We start from the raw sequence: 19,101 nt of genomic DNA on the forward strand, positions 1-19,101 counted from the left end.
CGGCTGCCTGAGCAAGCCGCTGAGCGTGGACCGCCTCTTCGAGGCGCTGGCCCGCTTCTCACGCGGCGGCGCGCCCGATCCGGCGGCCACCGGCGACGGCGCCGCGACGCCGCCCGCCGACGCGGCGCCGGACGCCGCCCTGGAGGCGCTGCTGTCGCGCCTGGCCCAGCTGCTGCAGGACAGTGATGCGACGGCGATCGAGGTCGGCCGCCTGCTGGCCGAGACGCTCGATCGGCGGCCGCCGCCGCCGGCCCGGGCCCGCCTGCTGCGCCGCGTGGCGGCGGCGGCCTCGGGATTCCGCTTCGAGGAAGCGCTGGCGCTGCTGAGCTGGGACGCCGGCGCGCCGGCCGGAGGGCCGACGCCATGATGCGCGCGGCGCTCCGGCTGTCGCGTCATGCGACGGCGGCGTGGATCGTGGCGGCGATGCTGTCGCTGCTCGTCGGCGCGCTGGTCGCCCGGCAGGCCCGGAGCGTCCTCGAGGAGCGCTTCCGTGCCCGCATGACGAGCACGATCGACCGGGAGGTCCTGCAGTTCCGCGGCCTCACGGAAGAGAGCAAGGCGATGGGCGCGCTGCGGCTGGCCGGGCGCCTGGATCCGGACCTGAAAGCGGCGGCGCTGCAGACCGACCTCCCGGTCGCGCTGCGCATGCGGCCGGCCGCCGAAATGCTGTCCGCGATGAACGACCAGCTCGGCGCGGACGTCAGTTTCGTGGTCAACCGCCACGGCACGATCGTCGGGGAATGGAACCGCGGCCTGCAACGCTCGCCCCTGGGGCAGGACATCAGCCATCGCGAGTATTTCCGCGAGTCCATGGCCGGACGCACCGCGGTCTCGATGGCGATCAGCCAGGCCACGTCGCGCCGCGCCCTGTACCTGAGCGCGCCGGTCTTCCGGGACGTCGACGCCCGTGGCCCCGTGATCGGCATCGTCGCCACGCAGTTCTACGGCCCGTCGCTGGACCGCTTCCTGACCGAGCGCGCCGACATGGCGTCGCTGGTCCTGTCGCCCGAAGGCGTGGTGATGGTGTCGTCACGGCCCGAATGGCTGCTGATGGTCGCGGGTCCCGCGTCGGCCGAACGCAGCCGCCGGCTCACCGAGGGGCTCCGCTACGGGCGCCAGTTCCTGGATGCGACGCGCGTGCCGGTGCTGCCCTTCGACCCCGGCGCGAGCGTCGCGGCGATCGACGGACACCCGCATGCGCTGGTGGCGCGCGACCTGGGCTGGCGCGACAGCGCCGGCGTCTGGCGGTTGGTCCTCGTGGCCGATATCTCGGCCGCGCTCAGCGGACCGGCGCAGGCGGGCATCGGCCTGCTGACCGCGCTGCTGTGCTTCGCCGCGCTTGCCGCGCTGCTGCGCGGCCTGCTGCTGCGCGCCGCGAAGCACGCGCAGGAGACGGCGCTGCAGCGCCAGGGCGAGCGCTTCATGACGCTCATCGAGCACACGCCCGCGGGCATCGGGCTGATCACGGACGGCGTGGTGGGCATCGCCAATCCGGCGCTGCGGCGCCTGGTCGACGTGCGGATCGGTCAGCCCTGGCCCGACGTCTACGCGGACGACGCGAGCCGCGCGCGTGCGCAGGCCCTGCTGCAAAGCAAGAGCAGCAGCAGCAGCAACAGCAACAGCAACGGCACCAGTGACGGTGACGGCGGCGGCAGCAGCAGCACCGGCACCGGTGACGGCAGCGGCAGCGATGTCGAGCTGCAGATCGTCGATCGCGAGGGGGCGCACCATGCCTGCCTGGCGACCTTCCTGCCGGTGGCCTTCGGCCAATCGGGGACGCTGATCTGGCTGACGGATCTGACCGACCGCCTGTCCGCCGAGAACGAGATCCGCGCGGCGCGCGAGTCCGCGGAGGCCACGACCCGCGCCAAGACCGACTTCTTCGCCAACATGAGCCACGAGCTGCGCACGCCGATGAACGCGATCATCGGCATGTCCGAGCTGGCGCTGCAGACCGAGCTCGACGCGCGGCAGCGGAACTACGTGGACAAGACCTGCCGTGCCGCGGAGACCCTGCTCGGCGTGATCGACGACATCCTCGACTTCAGCCGCATCGAGGCCGGCCGGCTCGCGCTCGAGCACATCCCGTTCGAGCTCGACGAGGTGCTGGCGCATCTGGTGCAGGTGATCGGTCTCGGCCTGGAGGAAAAGGGCGTGGAGCTGCTGCTGAGCGTGCCGGCCGGCCTGCCGCGGAGGCTGGTCGGCGACCCGTTCCGCCTCGGCCAGGTGCTGGCCCATGTCGGCAAGCATGCGGCGCGGCGCAGCGAGCAGGACGAGGTCGTCGTGGCCGTGGCGGAGGACCACCGTCCGGGCGACGACGAAATCATGCTGCGCTTCAGCATCCGCGACAGCGGTCCCGCGCTGTCGCCGACGGAGCTGGCGCGGCTGGGCCGGCGACCGGCGGAGGTCGACGCGGACACCCCCGATCGCGGCGACCTGGCGCTGGCCGTGTGCCGGATGCTGGTGGAGATGATGGGCGGCACGCTGCGCGTGGACTCGATGCCCGGCGCGGGCCTGACGCTGCATTTCACCGCGCGGCTGGGCATCGGGCGGGACGAGGATGACGACGAGAGTGGCGGCGAAACGGACGGCGAGACGGACGACGACATCGACGGCGATATCGACGGCGACATCGCCGCCGATGAGGGCCATCAGGGTCATGAGCGCCATGCGGCAGACGGGAGCGCCGACGACGATGAAGGCGCCCAGGACGATCACGACACGCGGCCGGCGGCGCTTCGCGGCCGGGTGCTGATCGTCGACGACAACCGCGTCGCCCGCGAGGTCCTCGCCGCCCTCTGCCAGGGCCTGGGCCTGCAGGTCGAGCAGTGCGTCGACGGCGCACGCGCGCTGCGGGCGGTGCATGCGGCGACGCGGGAACACCGTCCGTTCGACTGGGTGCTGATGGACTGGAAGATGCCGTCGCTGGACGGCGTGGGCGCGGCGGCCCGGCTGCTCCAGGAGGCGACCCCGGTGCCGCGCATCGTCATGGTGACCGCCTTCGGCAACGACGACGGGCTGTACGAGGCGATGACGGCGCTGCCCACCGGGCACGCGCTGCCGGTGCTGGCCAAGCCGGTGACGGCCGCCACGCTGGTGGGCGTCCTGGACGGCTCGGGCGCGTCCGGCGCGCACCCGGACGCGCAGGCCCGCCGCGCCGCGACGACGGCGATGATGCAGTCCCTGGCGGGGGCGCGGCTGCTGGTCGTGGAAGACAACCCGGTCAACCAGGAACTCGCCGGCGAGCTGCTGACCAACGCCGGCATCGCGGTCACCATCGCGGGCAACGGGGCGATCGCGCTGGAGCTGCTGCGGCAGTCCCCCGACGGCTTCGACGGCGTGCTGATGGACTGCCAGATGCCGGTGATGGACGGCTACGACGCGACCCGTTGCCTGCGCCAGGACGCCCGCTGGCGCGAGCTGCCCGTCATCGCGCTCACCGCCAACGCCACCGGCGCCGACCGCGCGCGCATCCTGGCCACCGGCATGAACGACCACGTCGCCAAGCCGCTGAACGTCGACACGCTGTTCGAGGTCCTGGCGCGCTGGATCCGCCCCGCCGGGGGCGCGGCGGTGGCGCCGGCCGGGCTGGCCGGCGGACCGCGCGCCGCGGCGGGGATGCCCCGCTCGTCCGGCACGCCGGCCCCGCCGCCCTCCTCCACCGGCTCGCCCAGGGCGCGTCCGGAAGTCCCGGCGGTGCCCGTCGTCGACGGCCTGGAGGCGCGCTCCGGCCTGGCCTCGGCCTCGAACAACGCCGAGCTCTACCTGCGCCTGCTGAAGATCTTCCTGCACTCCCAGCAGGAGACCGGCGCGCGGCTGGACCAAGCCGCCGCGTCGGACCAGGCGCAGGTGATGGAGAAGATCGCCCACTCGCTGCGGGGCTCGTCCGCGACCATCGGCGCGCTGCCCTTGAGCGAGGCCGCCGCGGCGCTGGAGAGCGCCTGCCGCTCGCCGGAGACGGCCGCCCGACGCCGCGAGCTGGCGCAGGCCGTCCGCGTCGCGCTGGACCGCCTGTTGCACGCGCTGGCGGAGACGCTCGCGGACGACGCCCCGCCGACGCTGCCGAGCCCGCTGGACGATCTGTCGCCGCCTGGCATCCCGCAGCTGGACGAGCGCCTGGCGCGTCTGCGCCGGCAGCTGGACGAGGACGACGCCGCGGCGGTCGACACCGCCGAGCGGCTGAAGGAGGAGATCGACCGGGGTCGGCACGGCCTGGACGACCGGCGCGCCGCCGCCCTGCGCGAGGTCCTGGCGGCCGCGACGCGATTCGACTTCGAGACCGCGCGCCGCAGGCTGGAGAATGAGGGCGCCAGTGCACCGCCCCCGCCCCCGCCCCCGTCCCCGCCATCTCCCGGCGCCCGATCGTTGGAGGACCCCCTGCCATGAGCATCTCGAACGGAGATTCGCGCCCGACGATCCTGATCGTGGACGATTCGCCCGAAGTCCTGTCCCAGCTGTACGAGCTGCTCAAGGAACGGCATCGCGTCAAGGTGGCGACCACCGGCGACCGCGCGCTGCGCATCGCGGCCGAGTCGCCGCGGCCCGACCTCATCCTGCTGGACGTGCTGATGCCCAACATGGACGGCTACGAGCTCTGCCGCTGGCTCAAGGCGGACGCGGCCACGCGCGACATCCCGGTGCTCTTCCTCACCGCGCGCTCCGATCCCGCGGACGAGAGCCACGGCCTGTCACTCGGCGCGGTGGACTACATCACCAAGCCGATCAGCCCGCCCATCCTGCTCGCGCGCGTGCGCACCCACCTGCAGCTCAAGGCCACCGCGGACCTGCTGCGCGAACGCGCGGCGCACCTGGAAGCCGAAATCGCCCGATGGGCCGGCGGCGCCGACGGCTGAGCTTTCATAATCGTCCGGTCCTCTCCGCTTCTGTCCTCGTCATGCAATTCCGGCCCTGGTCCCTCGCTCTCATCGCCCTGCTCGTCGGGTCGGGCAACACCTGGCCCCAGCCGCGGCCGGTGACGCCGCGCGGTCCGCTCGACGCGCAGGAGCAGACAACATCGCGGTGTTCCGCAAGGTGTCGCCGTCGGTGGCCCACATCACGACGCTGGCGCAGCAGCGGGACTTCTTCTCGCGCAACGTGACGGAGGTGCCCAGCGGCACCGGCAGCGGCTTCCTGTGGGACGAACAGGGCCACATCGTCACCAACTTCCACGTGATCCGCGGCGCCTCGGCGGCGAAGGTCACGCTGTCGGACCAGAGCGCGTACGACGCGAAGCTCGTCGGCGTCGATCCCGACCGCGACCTGGCCGTGCTGCGCATCGTCGCGCCGCGCGAGAAGCTGACCCCCGTCCCGATGGGCAGCAGCCGCGACCTGCTGGTCGGGCAGACGGTCTATGCGATCGGCAACCCGTTCGGACTCGACCAGACGCTGACGCGCGGCATCGTGTCGGCGCTGAACCGCGAGATCGAATCGATGACGCAGCGCACGATCCGCGGCGCGATCCAGACCGACGCGGCCATCAACCCCGGCAACTCGGGCGGCCCGCTGCTGGACTCCGCGGGCCGGCTGATCGGCGTCAACACGTCGATCTTCAGCCCGAGCGGCGGCAGCAACGGGATCGGTTTCGCGATCCCGGCCGATGAGGTGAACCGCGTCGTGCCGCAACTGATCAAGCACGGCCGCGTCATCCGGCCGGCGCTGGGCCTGACTGCCGGCAGCGAGCAGCTGCGCCAGGTGCTGCGCCTGCCCAAGGGCGTCGTGCTGATCGGCCTGCAGCCCGGCGGCGGCGCGCAGCGCGCGGGGCTGCAGCCGTTCATGCGCGGGCGCGACGGCCGCATCGTCGGCGGCGACCTCATCACCGCCGTCAACGGCAAGCCGGTGGCCGACCTCGACGAGCTGCTCGGCGAACTCGAGGAACGCCAGGTCGGCGACAAGGTCACGCTGACCGTCTGGAACGGCGGCAAAACGCGGCAGGTCCAGGCCCAGCTCACCAGCGACTGATCACCAGCGAATGATCACCAGCGAATGATCACGAGCGAATGATCACGAGCGACTGATCGCCAGCAGCGGATCGCCAGCCACCGATCGCCTACTCCATTCCGCGATAACCCTCCCGGGACCCCGGTCCGGACGGCGCGCCTAGACTCGGCGCCCATGCAAGCCCGACTTTCGATCCTCGACCTCGCCCTCATCGTCGAAGGCGGTTCCGCCGCCCAGGCGCTCCACGAGAGCATGGCGCTGGCGCAGCACGCCGAGCGCCTCGGCTACACCCGCTACTGGGTCGCCGAGCACCACAACATGGACGGCGTCGCGTCGTCCGCCACGGCCGTGCTGATCGGCCAGATCGCCGCCGCCACGTCGACGATCCGCGTCGGCTCGGGCGGGATCATGCTGCCCAACCATGCGCCGCTGACCATCGCCGAGCAGTTCGGCACGCTGGCCACGCTGTTCCCCGGGCGCATCGACCTCGGACTGGGCCGCGCGCCGGGCACCGACGGGCCGACGATGCGCGCGCTGCGCCGGCACCTGGCGACGGCGCACGAGGACCGTTTCCCCGAGGACGTGCTGGAGCTGATCAGCTACCTCGCCCCCGCGCAGGAGGGTCAGGTCGTGCGTGCCGTGCCCGGCCAGGGCACCGAGGTGCCGGTGTGGCTGCTCGGGTCCAGCCTGTACGGCGCCCAGCTGGCGGCCTACCTGGGGTTGCCGTTCGCGTTCGCCTCGCATTTCGCGCCGGCGATGCTGATGCAGGCGCTGGAGATCTACCGCGCCCAGTACCGGCCCAGCGTCCGGAACCCGCAGTCCTACGCGGCCGTCGGCCTGAACGTGGTCGTGGCCGACACCGACGCGCAGGCGCAGCGCCTGTTCACCTCCATCCAGCAGCGTTTCCTCGGCATGCAGCGCGGTCAGCGCGGCCTGCTGCCGCGGCCGATCGACAGCATGGACACGCTGTGGACGGCGGGCGAGAAGCTCGGCGTCGAGCGCATGCTGTCCGAGTCCATCGTCGGTTCACCGCGCACGGTGCGCGAGGGGCTGCTGGCGACGCAGGAGCGCACCGGCGCCGACGAGTTCATCGTCGCCTGCGCGGTGCACGATCCGGCGGCCCGCCGGCGCTCGTACGAATTGCTGGCGGGGATCGCCGCGGGCACGGACGCCGGCTGACCGCCGGCCCTGGCGTGCGGCTGGCGCAGGCCGCTGACGGAAACAGGGGAGCCGCCTGCCGCGAATCGATGAGCGCCGACCGCTGGGCGCTCAACTTCGCGGATTGGCACGAACACCGCGGGCGGGGACCATGACGGCCCTCACCGCCCAGGAGTTCCTCCCGCAATGTCCGCCCGCGCCCGCTCCCTCTCCAACACGCCCGCAAGATCCGCGACCCGACAGTCGGGCTTCAGCCTGATCGAAGTCTCGATGGCGCTGGTGCTCCTGGGTGCGATGTCGCTCGGCGCGCTGCAGGTCCAGCAGTTCCAGCAGACCGTCGCGGGCGGACGCCAGGCTGGATTGCGGCTGGCTGAACTGCGCGACGGCGTCGCGCGTTATGTGCGCGATCACAGCGCGGAGCTCCTGAAGGTGCAGGCCGCCCCCCAGTCGACCTGCGCGAACGTCGCCTTGTCGTTGGCGCCCTCGACGGGGACGCCGCCGCCCAAAGACTGCGAACTGAAGGCGACGGCCGGCGGCAAGCCCCTGGCCGTCAACGCGCTCCAGCCCTCGCTGCAGGAGTTGCAGGACCTCGGCTACGTCACCTTCAGCGACACCTTGCCCTTCCCTCACGGGACCACCATCGTCGACGGCCGCACCGGTGAGATCGCCCGGGCGCGCTGGGCGGTCTCCGTGAAGTGCAAGGCGAAGTGCCTGACAGTCGACGGCCAGCGGCCAGCGGCGACCTTCGAGGTGATGCTCTACAACACGCAGCCCTTCTTCGCGCAGGCCGATCTTCCCTTCGGCTACGGCGCGCAGTTGAAGGCGGCCCTGCAGGCGCTGGGGCCCGATGCGATGGTGTCGCTGCCGGGCGAATCTCCGCGGGTGGCGGCGCAGTTGCGCGGCAAGGGCGCCCTGCCCGTCGACAACCCGCTGCGGGGAGACAGCGCCGATACCGGCGTACCGGGCGTGCTGGCGTCGTTCCGGTTGATCCACCTGGACGGCGGCGCCACGACGGCCGGCGTCGCCTGCGGCGTCCCCACCGGCGCCACCGGCCGCGGCGCCAGCGGGTCGGCCTGCCTCGACGGCTCGGCGAAGCTGACGGGACGATGGGACTTCAACGGCCATGGCCTCGTCGGCGTCGACGATCTGGAGGCCGCCAAGGCGAAGATCGCCGGCACCCTGCAGGTCGACGATACCGTCCACGCCAACGGCGGACTGGTGGTCCGGCATCCGCAGGGTGGCCGGAGGACACAGCAAGGAGCCGGGGCATCCCGCGACGTCGTGGATCCGGTCATCGACATCCACGGCCACGCTGTCGTGCGCAAGCGCCTCATCGTGGGCCACAACAGCCCCTGGGACTTCGCGGGTCAGGACCAGGACGGCATGTCGCTGTCGGGCGTCCTGATGACGTCCAACGGCTACATCGACACCGCGTCGGGCCAGGCGGGCGGCCCCGGGTTCGACTCCCGTCTGAATGGCATCCGCATCCCCCGCCGCGACCCGGACACGCCTTGCAATGCGCAGGACGTCAACCCGAGGACCTCCGGCGGCAACATTGCCCTGTACCAGCCCCACCGGGGCCAGCAGGTCTACGTGATGGCCTGCAACCGGGAGGGCAAGTGGGTCAAGGCCACGGGCGGATGAAACGCGAAGGGCCGCTTGCGCGGCCCCTCCTCAGCGATGCGCCCTCATCGACGCATCACGGCGCGGCGCGCGCCGCCCGATCTCACCCCACCCACTTGCGCGCGTTGCGGAACATGCGCATCCACGGGCTGAACTCGCCGGCGTCGCCGCCGGTCCAGCTCATCTGGATGTTGCGGAACACGCGCTCCGGATGCGGCATCAGCGCGGTGAAGCGGCCGTCGGCCGTGGTCACCGCGGTCAGGCCCTGCGGACTGCCGTTGGGGTTCAGCGGGTACTGCTCGGTCGGCTGGCCGTCGCCGTCGACGTAGCGCATCGCGCGCAGCACCTGGTCCGGGTTGCCGCGCTGCGAGAAGTCCGCGAAGCCCTCGCCGTGCGCGACCGCGATGGGCAGGCGGCTGCCGGCCATGCCGGTGAAGAAGATGCTCGGCGACTCGACGATCTCGACCTGCGCCAGGCGGGCCTCGAACTGCTCGCTGCGGTTGCGCACGAACTTCGGCCAGTGCTGCGCGCCGGGGATCATCGGCGACAGCGCGGCCAGCATCTGGCAGCCGTTGCACACGCCCAGCGCGAAGCTGTCGGCGCGCGCGAAGAAGGCCTCGAAGGCCGCCTTCAGCACCGGGTTGAAGAGGATGGAACGCGCCCAGCCCTCGCCCGCGCCCAGCGTGTCGCCGTAGCTGAAGCCGCCGCAGGCGACGAAGCCCTTGAAGTCCTTCAGGTCGACCGCGCCGGCCTGCAGGTCGCTCATGTGCACGTCATAGGCGTCGAAGCCGGCCTGCGCCATCGCGTAGGCCATCTCGACATGCGAGTTGACGCCCTGCTCGCGCAGGATCGCGACCTTCGGACGGACGCCGCCGGCGATCAGCGAAGCGGCGACGTCGTCCTTCACGTCGAAGCTCGGCGACCAGTGCAGGCCCTGGCCCGGCGCGCCGGCCAGCGCGTGTTCCTGGTCCGCGCAGGCGGGGTTGTCCCGCTCGCGGGCGATGCGCCACGAGACCTGGTCCCACTCCTGCTGCAGTGCGCTCAACGGGGCGGCGAAGACCTTCTTCGCGTCGCGCCAGACTTCCGCCTGCTTCGTGTCGTTGGTCTTGCCGACGACGTGCGAGATCTTCGACAGGCCGTGCGCGCGCAACGTCTGCAGCACCGCGTCGCGGTCGCCGGTCGCGACCTGGAGCACGACGCCCAGTTCCTCGTTGAACAGCGCCTTCAGCGTCAGTTCTTCGCGGCGGGCGCTGACCTGCGAGGCCCAGTTCTTCGAGTCGCCCATCTCGGCGCGGCTGTCGCTGATGCCGTCGCCTTCGGTGACCAGCATGTCGACGTTGAGGCTGACGCCGCGCTGGCCGGCGAAGGCCATCTCCAGCGCCGCGGCGAACAGGCCGCCGTCGCTGCGGTCGTGGTACGCCAGCAGCTTGCCTTGACCGCGCAGCTCGTTGACCGCGGCGACCAGCGCCTTCAGCAGCGCGGGATCGTCGAGGTCAGGCACCTCGGGGCCGAACTGGTTCAGCGTCTGCGCCAGGATCGAGCCGCCCATGCGCATGCGGCCCTGGCCGAGGTCGACGAGGACGAGCGTCGTGTCGCCGGCCTGCAGCTGCGGCGTCAGCGTGCCTCGCACATCGGCCAGCGAGGCGAAGGCGGTGATGATCAGCGAGACCGGCGCGGTGACCTGCTTCGTGGTGCCCTCATCGCTCCAGCGCGTGCGCATCGACAGCGAATCCTTGCCCACCGGGATCGAGATGCCCAGCGCCGGGCACAGGTCCATGCCGACGGCCTTGACGGTGTCGTACAGCGCGGCGTCCTCGCCGGGTTCGCCGCAGGCGGCCATCCAGTTGGCGGAGAGCTTCACGCGCGACAGCTCGATCGGCGCGGCCAGCAGGTTGGTGATGGCCTCGGCCACGGCCATGCGGCCCGACGCGGGCGCGTCGACGGCAGCCAGCGGCGTGCGCTCGCCCATGCTCATCGCCTCGCCGGTGAAGCCCTTGAAGTCGGACAGCGTGACGGCGACGTCGGCCACCGGCACCTGCCACGGGCCGACCATCTGGTCGCGGTGGTTCAGGCCGCCGACGGTGCGGTCGCCGATCGTGACCAGGAAGCGCTTGCTGGCCACCGTCGGGTGGCGCAGCACGGTGCGCGCGGCCACGCCCAGGTCCACGCCGTCCAGCGTCAGCGCACCGCCCGAGCGGGCCACGCGCGTCACGTCGCGGTGCATCTTCGGCGGCTTGCCCAGCAGCACGTCCATCGGCATGTCGATGGCGCGTTCACCGTCGGTGCCGTCCTCGAGCACCAGCTCGCGCTGCTCGGTCGTCACGCCGACGACGGCGAACGGGCAGCGCTCGCGCTCGGCCATCGCGGTGAAGAGCTCGAGGCTCTCCGGCGCGATCACCAGGACGTAGCGCTCCTGGCTCTCGTTGCACCAGATCTCCTTGGGGGCCAGGCCGCTCTCCTCGAGCGGGACCTTGCGCAGGTCGAAGATCGCGCCCCGGCCGGCGTCGTTCACCAGTTCCGGGAAGGCGTTGGAGATGCCGCCCGCGCCGACGTCGTGCACGGCCAGGATGGGGTTGCGCTCGGCCAGGCCCCAGCAGTGGTTGAGGACTTCCTGCGCGCGGCGCTGGATCTCGGGGTTGCCGCGCTGGACCGAGTCGAAGTCCAGGTCGGCGGTATTGGTGCCGGCGGCCATCGAGCTCGCCGCGCTGCCGCCCATGCCGATGCGCATGCCGGGACCGCCCAGCTGGATCAGCAGCGAGCCGGCGGGGAAGGCGATCTTCTTCGTCAGGTCCGAGCGGATCGCGCCCAGGCCGCCCGCGATCATGATCGGCTTGTGATAACCGCGGCGGATGCCGTCGACGTCCTGCTCGAAGACGCGGAAGTAGCCGCCCAGCGCGGGCCGGCCGAACTCGTTGTTGAAGGCGGCGCCGCCCAACGGCCCCTCGGTCATGATCTGCAGCGCGCTGGCGATGTGCGCGGGCTTGCCGACGGGGTTCTGTTCCCAGGGCTCGGACAGGCCCGGCAGGTGCAGGTTGGAGACGGAGAAGCCGGTCAGGCCCGCTTTGGGCTTGGCGCCACGGCCGGTCGCGCCCTCGTCGCGGATCTCGCCACCGGCGCCGGTGGAGGCGCCCGGGTGCGGGGAGATCGCCGTCGGGTGGTTGTGCGTCTCGACCTTCATCAGCACGTGGGCGGTTTCGGCGCGGGCCTCGTACTTCGGCGCGCGGCGATCGCCGGTCGCCATCCAGCGCTCGATCACGTGGCCTTCCATCACCGCCGCGTTGTCGGCGTAGGCGATCACCGTGTGCTGCGGGTGCAGCTTCTCGGTGTTGCGGATCATGCCGAACAGCGACAGCGGCTGCGCCTCGCCGTCGATGGTGAACTCGGCGTTGAAGATCTTGTGGCGGCAATGCTCGCTGTTGGCCTGGGCGAACATCATCAGCTCGACGTCGCTGGGGTCGCGGCCCAGCTTCGTGAAGGCGGCGACCAGGTAGTCGATCTCGTCGTCGGACAGCGCCAGGCCCCAGGCGCCGTTGGCTTCTTCCAGCGCCGCGCGACCGCGGCCCGACACGTCCACGTGCGCGAGCGGCTGGGCCTGCTTGTCGTCGAACAGGTGCGCGCCGGCTTCGCGCGACAGCAGCACGCTCTCGGTCATGCGGTCGTGCAGCAGGTCGGCGCAGGCGAGGATCTCGGCCTCGGTCAGCGGCTTCGCGCCGCCGGTCAGGCCGGCCGTCAACTGGTTCGAGCAGGCCCGACTTCAGCGTCAGGCGGAATTCGGTGACGCGCTCGACGCGGTGGATCGCGAGACCGCAGTTGTGGGCGATGTCGGTGGCCTTGGAGGCCCAGGGGCTGAGCGTGCCCAGGCGCGGGGCGACGACGATCAGCGCGCCCTCCGTGGGGCCTGACGGGCCTTCGTAGGCATCGCCGTAGTCGAGCAGCGCGGCCAGCTTGCCCCGGCCTTCGGCGTCGATGGCGGCGTCGGTCCAGACCCAGTGGACGTGGCGCGCGTGCACCGCGGCGATGCGGTCGCTGACGGCCTGCAGACGCGCCAGCAGCGCCGCGGCCCGGAAGGACGAGAGGGCATTGCCCCCCTCGAAGTGAATCAGATGCTTGGAGGAGGTGGTGCTGGCCATGGGGTCCCAGGGGGTTTGCGCCGCGCGCGCCGCGACGGTGAGCCCGCCATTCTAGCCAGCGCGCTCACGCGGCCCGGGTTTACCCCCTCCGCCGGCCGTCCCCGCCTTGCGTCAGCGGCAGTCCGTGAGGCGCTCCAGCGCCAGATGGAACTGATGGTCGGACAGCTTGCCGCGCTGCGGCTGCACCCAGACGCCGGGCGTGCCGGTGGTCAGCGGCTTGAGGGCCACCACCTTCACCGGCTCCGGCTGCAGGGGACGTTCCCGGTCCAGCGACCACCAACCGTCCGACACCGTGCAGGTCATACCGACGTCGACGCTGGTCGGGGCCGCCACGGCACCCGTCGCATCGACGGCCAGGACGCACAACCCGATGACAGCGGGCAATACGCGGGCAACTACATGCAACATCACACCAACTCCCTGGAACATTCTTTGAGTTTCCGAATGTATCGACGTCCCGCGACGTAATCGCCCGGGGATGTCGACATTCGCCCAAATTACTGTCCCTCATTCAGGGGGTGGCAGCGCATTGCCCGTCCTGGCTCAGCCCCCTGGTGCGCCGGGCTCTTCCAACCGGCGTATGGCGGGGGTCATGGCTTGTCGCTACATTGGTCGGCTCTCGGACCCGGCGCGCGCCTCCAACGAAGCTGGCGCGCGCGGGTCGTCCATCGCCACTGGAGACCACCATGTCCCGCAAGACCCCCATCGAGCTCTACCGCAACATCGGCATCTCGGCGCACATCGACGCCGGCAAGACGACGACGACGGAGCGCATCCTGTTCTACACCGGGGTCAATCACAAGATCGGTGAAGTGCACGACGGCGCCGCGACGATGGACTGGATGGCGCAGGAGCAGGAGCGCGGCATCACCATCACCTCCGCGGCCACGACCTGCTTCTGGAAGGGCATGGACCGCTCGTACCCGGAGCACCGCATCAACATCATCGACACCCCGGGGCACGTGGACTTCACGATCGAGGTGGAGCGTTCCATGCGCGTGCTGGACGGCGCGGTGATGGTGTACGACTCGGTCGGCGGCGTGCAGCCGCAATCGGAGACGGTCTGGCGCCAGGCCAACAAGTACAAGGTGCCGCGGCTGGCCTTCGTGAACAAGATGGACCGCGTGGGCGCGGACTTCTACCGCGTGCGCCAGATGATGGTGGACCGGCTCAAGGCCAACCCGGTGCCGGTGGTGCTGCCGATCGGCGCGGAGGAGCATTTCAAGGGCGTGATCGACCTGCTGAAGATGAAGGCCATCCTGTGGCACGACGCCACGCAGGGCATGACCTTCGATTACCAGGAGATCCCGCCCGAGCTGAAGGCGCAGGCCGACGAGTGGCGCGAGAAGATGGTCGAGGCGGCGGCCGAGGCCGACGAGGAGCTGATGAACAAGTACCTCGAGACGGGCGAGCTCGACGAGGCCGAGATCAAGCGCGCGATCCGCCAGCGCACGATCGCCGGCGAGATCCAGCCGATGCTGTGCGGCACGGCGTTCAAGAACAAGGGCGTGCAGCGGATGCTGGACGCGGTGATCGACTTCATGCCCTCGCCGGTGGACATCCCGCCGGTGCACGGCATGGACGACGACGACCAGGACACGACGCGCGCGGCCGACGACAGCGCGAAGTTCAGCGCCCTCGCCTTCAAGCTCATGACCGATCCGTATGTGGGCCAGCTGACCTTCGTGCGGGTGTACTCCGGCATCCTGAAGTCGGGGGATTCGGTCTACAACCCGACGCGCGGCAAGAAGGAGCGCATCGGGCGGATCCTGCAGATGCACGCCAACCAGCGCGAGGAGATCAAGGAGATCCTGGCCGGCGACATCGCCGCCTGCGTGGGCCTGAAGGACGTCACGACCGGCGAGACGCTGTGCGACCCCGAGGCCATCATCACGCTGGAGCGGATGATCTTCCCGGAGCCGGTGATCTCGCAGGCGGTGGAGCCCAAGACCAAGGCGGACCAGGAGAAGATGGGCATCGCCCTCGGGCGTCTCGCGGCGGAGGACCCGTCCTTCCGCGTGCGCACGGACGAGGAGTCGGGCCAGACCATCATCTCCGGCATGGGTGAACTCCACCTGGAGATCATCGTGGACCGGATGAAGCGCGAGTTCAGCGTCGAGGCCAACGTCGGCAAGCCGCAGGTCGCGTATCGCGAGACGGTGCGCAAGGCGGTGACGGACGTGGAAGGCAAGTTCGTGCGCCAGTCCGGCGGCAAGGGCCAGTACGGGCACGTGGTGTTCTCGCTGGCGCCGCAGGAGCCGGGCAAGGGCTTCGAGTTCGTCGACGCGATCAAGGGCGGCGTGGTGCCGCGCGAGTTCATCCCGGCGGTGGAGAAAGGCGTCATCGACAGCCTGCCCAATGGCGTGCTGGCCGGGTATCCGGTAGTGGACGTGAAGGTCACGCTGACCTTCGGCTCGTACCACGACGTGGACTCGAACGAGAACGCGTTCAAGATGGCGGCCTCGCTGGGCTTCAAGGAGGCCTGCCGGCGTGCGAATCCGGTGATCCTGGAGCCGATGATGGCGGTCGAGGTCGAGACGCCCGAGGACTACGCCGGCACGGTGATGGGCGACCTGTCCAGCCGCCGCGGCATGGTGCAGGGCATGGACGACATGGTCGGCGGCGGCAAGATCATTAAGGCGGAGGTGCCGCTGTCGGAGATGTTCGGGTACTCGACCTCGCTGCGCTCGGCGACGCAAGGCCGCGCGACCTACACGATGGAGTTCAAGCATTACTCCGAGGCGCCGAAGAACGTGGCGGACGCGATCATGACGTCGCGGGCGAAGTGATCGACCGTTGTTGATCGACGCTTGAGACGTCACACATGGAATGGGCCGCGAGAGCGGCCCATTGGCGTTTGCGAGAACGGCATCGGGCGGCTTGGAGACGCGAGGCCCGGTGCCCTGCCCACACTACGCGCGGTGACTCTCAGGCGAGCGCCGCGCCCACGGCGACATCCAGCGTCGTCGTCGGTCGGCCGATCAACCGCGCCAACGCGCCGCCGTCGTCCTGCAACGCGCCCTTGGCGGCTTGCTCGTCCGAATCGGCAAGCAGTTCAGCCAACGGCGCCGGCAGACCTGCATCCAGCAGCACGCGCTCGTAGTCCGCGCGAGGCAGGTCCTTGTACTGCACGGGCTGGCCGCTCTGGCGGGCAACCTCCGCGGCCAGTTCCGTCAGCGTGTGCCCGCGGTCGCCCGCCAGCTCGAAGACTACGTGGCCGTCGACGGGTCGCGTCAGCACGGCAGCGGCGGCATCTGCGTAATCGGCGCGAGTTGCCCACGAGATGCTCCCCTCACCCGCCGAGCCGAGGAAGGCGCCGTGCTTCAGCGCCATCGGCAGCGCAGCGAGGTAGTTCTCGACATACCAGCCGTTGCGCAGCAGCACGTGCGTGAGGCCGGCGGCCTTGATCAGCGCCTCCGTCTCGCGGTGTTCCCCGGCCAGGCCCAGCGGCGAGCGGTCGGCGTGCAGCACGCTGGTGTAGACGAGCTGGCTCACGCGAGCGGCCTTGGCCGCGTCGATGACGGCGCGATGTTGCGGGATGCGCTCGCCAATCTCGTTCGAGGAGATCAGCAGCACGCGTTCCGCGCCGACGAAGGCGGCGGTCAGCGTGTCGGGCCGCGTGTAGTCGGCCTCGCGCACGACGACGCCACGCGCGGCCAGGTCCGCGGCCTTCGATGGGGTGCGTACCGCGGCGACGATGCCGGCGGATGCAACGCCCAGGCTCAGCAGGCGGTCGATGACAAGGCGGCCCAATTGGCCAGTGGCGCCGGTGACAACAATCATGATCAGGACTCCGGATCGGTGAAGAGGAATTCATGCTAGGGACGGCATCCCGGACTCGGAATGGACAAAGATCCATAATTCATGTCTCCGCGTTCCGGTATCTCCATTCATGAGCATCGATCTGTTGAGCGCTGTTTTGCGCGACACGGGCCTGTCGCGGCGCTTGCTCGACCTCAGCGAGCTGTCCGACGACTGCGCGCTGCGCTTCCCCTGCGACCGCAGCATCGGATTGCACGTCGTGCTGCGCGGCAGCGTGATGCTCCATGCGCCGGAGCTGGAGGAGCCACTGCAGTTGAGCGGCGGCGACATCGCCGTGATGGCGCGCGGTCATCCGCACGTGCTGAGCCTGCGCCCGTCGCTGAAGGGGCAGCGCGTCGACGACATCGACATGCAGCGGTCTTCGTCGTCCAGCGCGATCGGCGCGTTCGGGACGCCAACGGGCATCGATGCCGCCGTGCTCAGCGGCGCGTACCAGTTCTGGCATGCACCGGTGCATCCGTTCTTCGCGGAGCTGCCGACCTGGGCGGTGCTGCGTGCGGCCGACATGCCGCGGCTGGGGCCTCTCGCGCTGGCAGGCGGACTGCTGGTCGAGGAACTGCGCGAGGCCGAGCCCGGCGCGGAGATCATCACGCATGGCCTGCTGGACCTGCTGTTCACCTACGCGCTGCGCCAGCTGATCGCGAAGCGCGCGGCGACGAGCGTCGGCTGGAGCCTGGCGGTGCACGACCCGATGGTGGGTCGCGCGGTGGCACTGATGCATGGCGACCCGGCACATCCGTGGACGCTCGACGAGCTGGCGAAGCGGGCCGGCCTGTCGCGCACGGCGCTGGCGGAGCGCTTCCGCGAAGCGATGGGCGACACGCCGTTGAATCACCTGCGCGTGGTGCGCATGCAGCGCGCGATGCAGTTGCTCGCGCAGACGCGGCATAGCCTGGAGGCGGTCGCCGCGGCGGTCGGTTACCGCGACGCGTTCGGGTTCTCGAAGGTATTCAAGCGGACGGTCGGACTCTCACCCAAGGCGTTCCGCCAGCAGGATGCTGCGGAGCGACAGGATCCGTGGCGCTTGTCGGCGGGGTGAATTCAGCCGAGCTGTTCGGCCAGCCCGACGATGATGCCCTCGGGCCCGCGGAGATAGACGAGCCGGTAAGCGGTCCCGAACTCCATCCGGCCGATGAGTGCCGCGCCATGCGCGAGCATCCGTTCCACGACGGCATCGATGTCCTCCACGGCGAACATGATGCGACGAAGACCCAGTGCGTTCACCGGCGTGTCGATGGGCCCGAACCTGACGGCGTCCGGCGTGTGGAACTTGTCCAGTTCGATGCCCTGTCCATCGGGCGTCCGCAGCATCGCGAGCGTGGCCCGCACGTCGCCGAGCCCGATGAGGCGCCCGACATCGGGACCTTGCACGTCGGTCTGGCCCTCGAGCTCGAGGCCCAGTTCGATGAAGAACGCCTTCACGGCCTCGAGATCGTCGACAACGATCAGGACGTTGTCCATTCGCTTGATTGACATGTCCTTGGCTCCACTTCAACGATGTCGCTCATTTTGAGCCCCCCGTAGACTGCGACCTCCGCCCGGATCGTTCGTGGCTGATCTACGCCTGCACCTCCGAGGTCGGGCCGCGCTGGCTGCGATGGCTGCTGGAACCGCCCGTCGTGTGGATGTTTGATTGGCGGACGCACCGCTGCTTCGAAGGGCTGCGGGCGTACATTCAGCGCCATCGGCCAGAGGTCGAGCGGTGGCACAAGGAACACTCCGCATGACACCCCACCATTGCGGCTACGCGTGCGAGGAGATTCGACGATGAGACTGCTGCTGCTCGGTGCCACAGGTCTGGTGGGAAGCAAGGCGCTGGAGCTTGCGCTTGCCAGTGATGCGGTTTCCGAAGTCATTGCGCCAACGCGCAAGCCTTTGGCGCCCGCCGGGAAGCTCGTGAACCCGGTGGTCTCACGCCTCGAAGACCTGATTCCGCAGTTGGCGTCGTTCAGGCCTCAAGCGGTGATCTGCGCGTTGGGCACGACCCAGGCCAAGGCTGGCTCGAAAGAAGCGTTCCGACACGTCGACCACGAACTTCCCGTCGCGTTCGGAAAGGCCGCGCACGCAGCGGGCGTCGAGACCTTCGCCCTCGTGAGCGCGGTCGGCGCGTCAGCGGACTCCCGGTTCTTCTATACGAGGACCAAGGGCGAAGTGGAACGGGACATTCAGGCCATCGGTTTCCGATCGCTGACGATCTGCAGACCCAGCCTTATCGGAGGAGAGCGCCAGGAAACCAGGCGTGCCGAAGGCGCGGCCATGACACTGATCCGGCTCCTGACGCCAGTATTGCCGAAGAGGTTCCGCATCAATCCGGCGAGCAGCATCGCGGCGGCGTTGCTCAAGGCCGTCATGGAGGCAAGACCTGGACTCCGATGGATCTCGTCGGACGAGATGAACTGATTGCCTGTCGCTTGCACGCCCAAGACGCATC

The 19,101-nt window shown here is 70.2% G+C and carries 11 protein-coding genes and 2 pseudogenes; 9 read left to right on the forward strand and 4 right to left on the reverse strand.

Annotated features, from left to right (window positions below; translation table 11 throughout):
- The first annotated feature begins 25 nt into the window (after positions 1-25).
- The 6 genes and pseudogenes from ACFJIX_RS27350 to ACFJIX_RS27375 all read left to right on the forward strand — a co-directional run bounded on the left by ACFJIX_RS27350 (position 26) and on the right by ACFJIX_RS27375 (position 8,739).
- On the forward strand, positions 26-367 hold the full coding sequence (locus ACFJIX_RS27350; protein WP_377162124.1) for a hypothetical protein: 342 nt from the start codon (positions 26-28) through the stop codon (positions 365-367).
- A complete protein-coding gene (locus ACFJIX_RS27355) occupies positions 364-4,386 on the forward strand; it encodes a response regulator (RefSeq protein WP_377155813.1) in 4,023 nt (1,340 codons plus the stop codon). Before ACFJIX_RS27350 ends, ACFJIX_RS27355 begins: the two co-directional genes overlap by 4 nt.
- A pseudogene (locus ACFJIX_RS27360) lies at positions 4,383-4,826 on the forward strand (response regulator); the annotation flags it as partial. The gene ACFJIX_RS27355 and the pseudogene ACFJIX_RS27360, both read left to right, overlap by 4 nt.
- A gap of 193 nt (positions 4,827-5,019) precedes the next feature.
- Positions 5,020-5,958: a S1C family serine protease gene (locus tag ACFJIX_RS27365; RefSeq protein WP_377155815.1), complete on the forward strand. Its 939-nt coding sequence runs from the start codon at positions 5,020-5,022 to the stop codon at positions 5,956-5,958.
- A 153-nt stretch (positions 5,959-6,111) separates the two neighbouring features.
- On the forward strand, positions 6,112-7,116 hold the full coding sequence (locus ACFJIX_RS27370) for an LLM class flavin-dependent oxidoreductase (RefSeq protein ID WP_377155816.1): 1,005 nt from the start codon (positions 6,112-6,114) through the stop codon (positions 7,114-7,116).
- 165 nt (positions 7,117-7,281) lie between these two features.
- Positions 7,282-8,739, forward strand: coding sequence for a prepilin-type N-terminal cleavage/methylation domain-containing protein (locus ACFJIX_RS27375; RefSeq protein ID WP_377155817.1), 1,458 nt, complete (start codon positions 7,282-7,284; stop codon positions 8,737-8,739).
- A gap of 82 nt (positions 8,740-8,821) precedes the next feature.
- Here ACFJIX_RS27375 and purL read toward each other — a convergent pair.
- A pseudogene (gene purL, locus ACFJIX_RS27380) lies at positions 8,822-12,848 on the reverse strand (phosphoribosylformylglycinamidine synthase).
- A 111-nt stretch (positions 12,849-12,959) separates the two neighbouring features.
- On the reverse strand, positions 12,960-13,256 hold the full coding sequence (locus ACFJIX_RS27385) for a hypothetical protein (RefSeq protein WP_377155819.1): 297 nt from the start codon (positions 13,254-13,256) through the stop codon (positions 12,960-12,962).
- 278 nt (positions 13,257-13,534) lie between these two features.
- Between ACFJIX_RS27385 and fusA the strand changes: the two genes are divergently transcribed.
- The gene (fusA, locus tag ACFJIX_RS27390; protein WP_377155821.1) at positions 13,535-15,637 is read left to right on the forward strand and encodes an elongation factor G; all 2,103 of its coding nucleotides are present in this window, start codon (positions 13,535-13,537) and stop codon (positions 15,635-15,637) included.
- Between the two features lie 139 nt (positions 15,638-15,776).
- On the opposite strand, the gene ACFJIX_RS27395 is transcribed toward fusA, so the two are convergent.
- On the reverse strand, positions 15,777-16,631 hold the full coding sequence (locus tag ACFJIX_RS27395) for an SDR family oxidoreductase (RefSeq protein WP_377155823.1): 855 nt from the start codon (positions 16,629-16,631) through the stop codon (positions 15,777-15,779).
- 109 nt (positions 16,632-16,740) lie between these two features.
- Here ACFJIX_RS27395 and ACFJIX_RS27400 point away from each other — a divergent pair, with 109 nt between their 5' ends.
- Positions 16,741-17,709 (forward strand): cupin domain-containing protein, encoded by a 969-nt coding sequence (locus ACFJIX_RS27400; RefSeq protein ID WP_377155825.1) that lies wholly within the window; start codon positions 16,741-16,743, stop codon positions 17,707-17,709.
- 2 nt (positions 17,710-17,711) lie between these two features.
- On the opposite strand, the gene ACFJIX_RS27405 is transcribed toward ACFJIX_RS27400, so the two are convergent.
- Positions 17,712-18,146: a VOC family protein gene (locus ACFJIX_RS27405; RefSeq protein ID WP_377155827.1), complete on the reverse strand. Its 435-nt coding sequence runs from the start codon at positions 18,144-18,146 to the stop codon at positions 17,712-17,714.
- Between the two features lie 291 nt (positions 18,147-18,437).
- Between ACFJIX_RS27405 and ACFJIX_RS27410 the strand changes: the two genes are divergently transcribed.
- Complete coding sequence (locus ACFJIX_RS27410) at positions 18,438-19,070, forward strand: NAD(P)H-binding protein (protein WP_377155828.1); 633 nt, start codon at positions 18,438-18,440, stop codon at positions 19,068-19,070.
- Positions 19,071-19,101 lie beyond the last annotated feature (31 nt).

It is taken from the genome of Roseateles sp. UC29_93 (genome assembly GCF_042695725.1).
In the GTDB taxonomy this organism is placed as follows: Bacteria; Pseudomonadota; Gammaproteobacteria; order Burkholderiales; family Burkholderiaceae_C; genus Roseateles; species Roseateles noduli_A.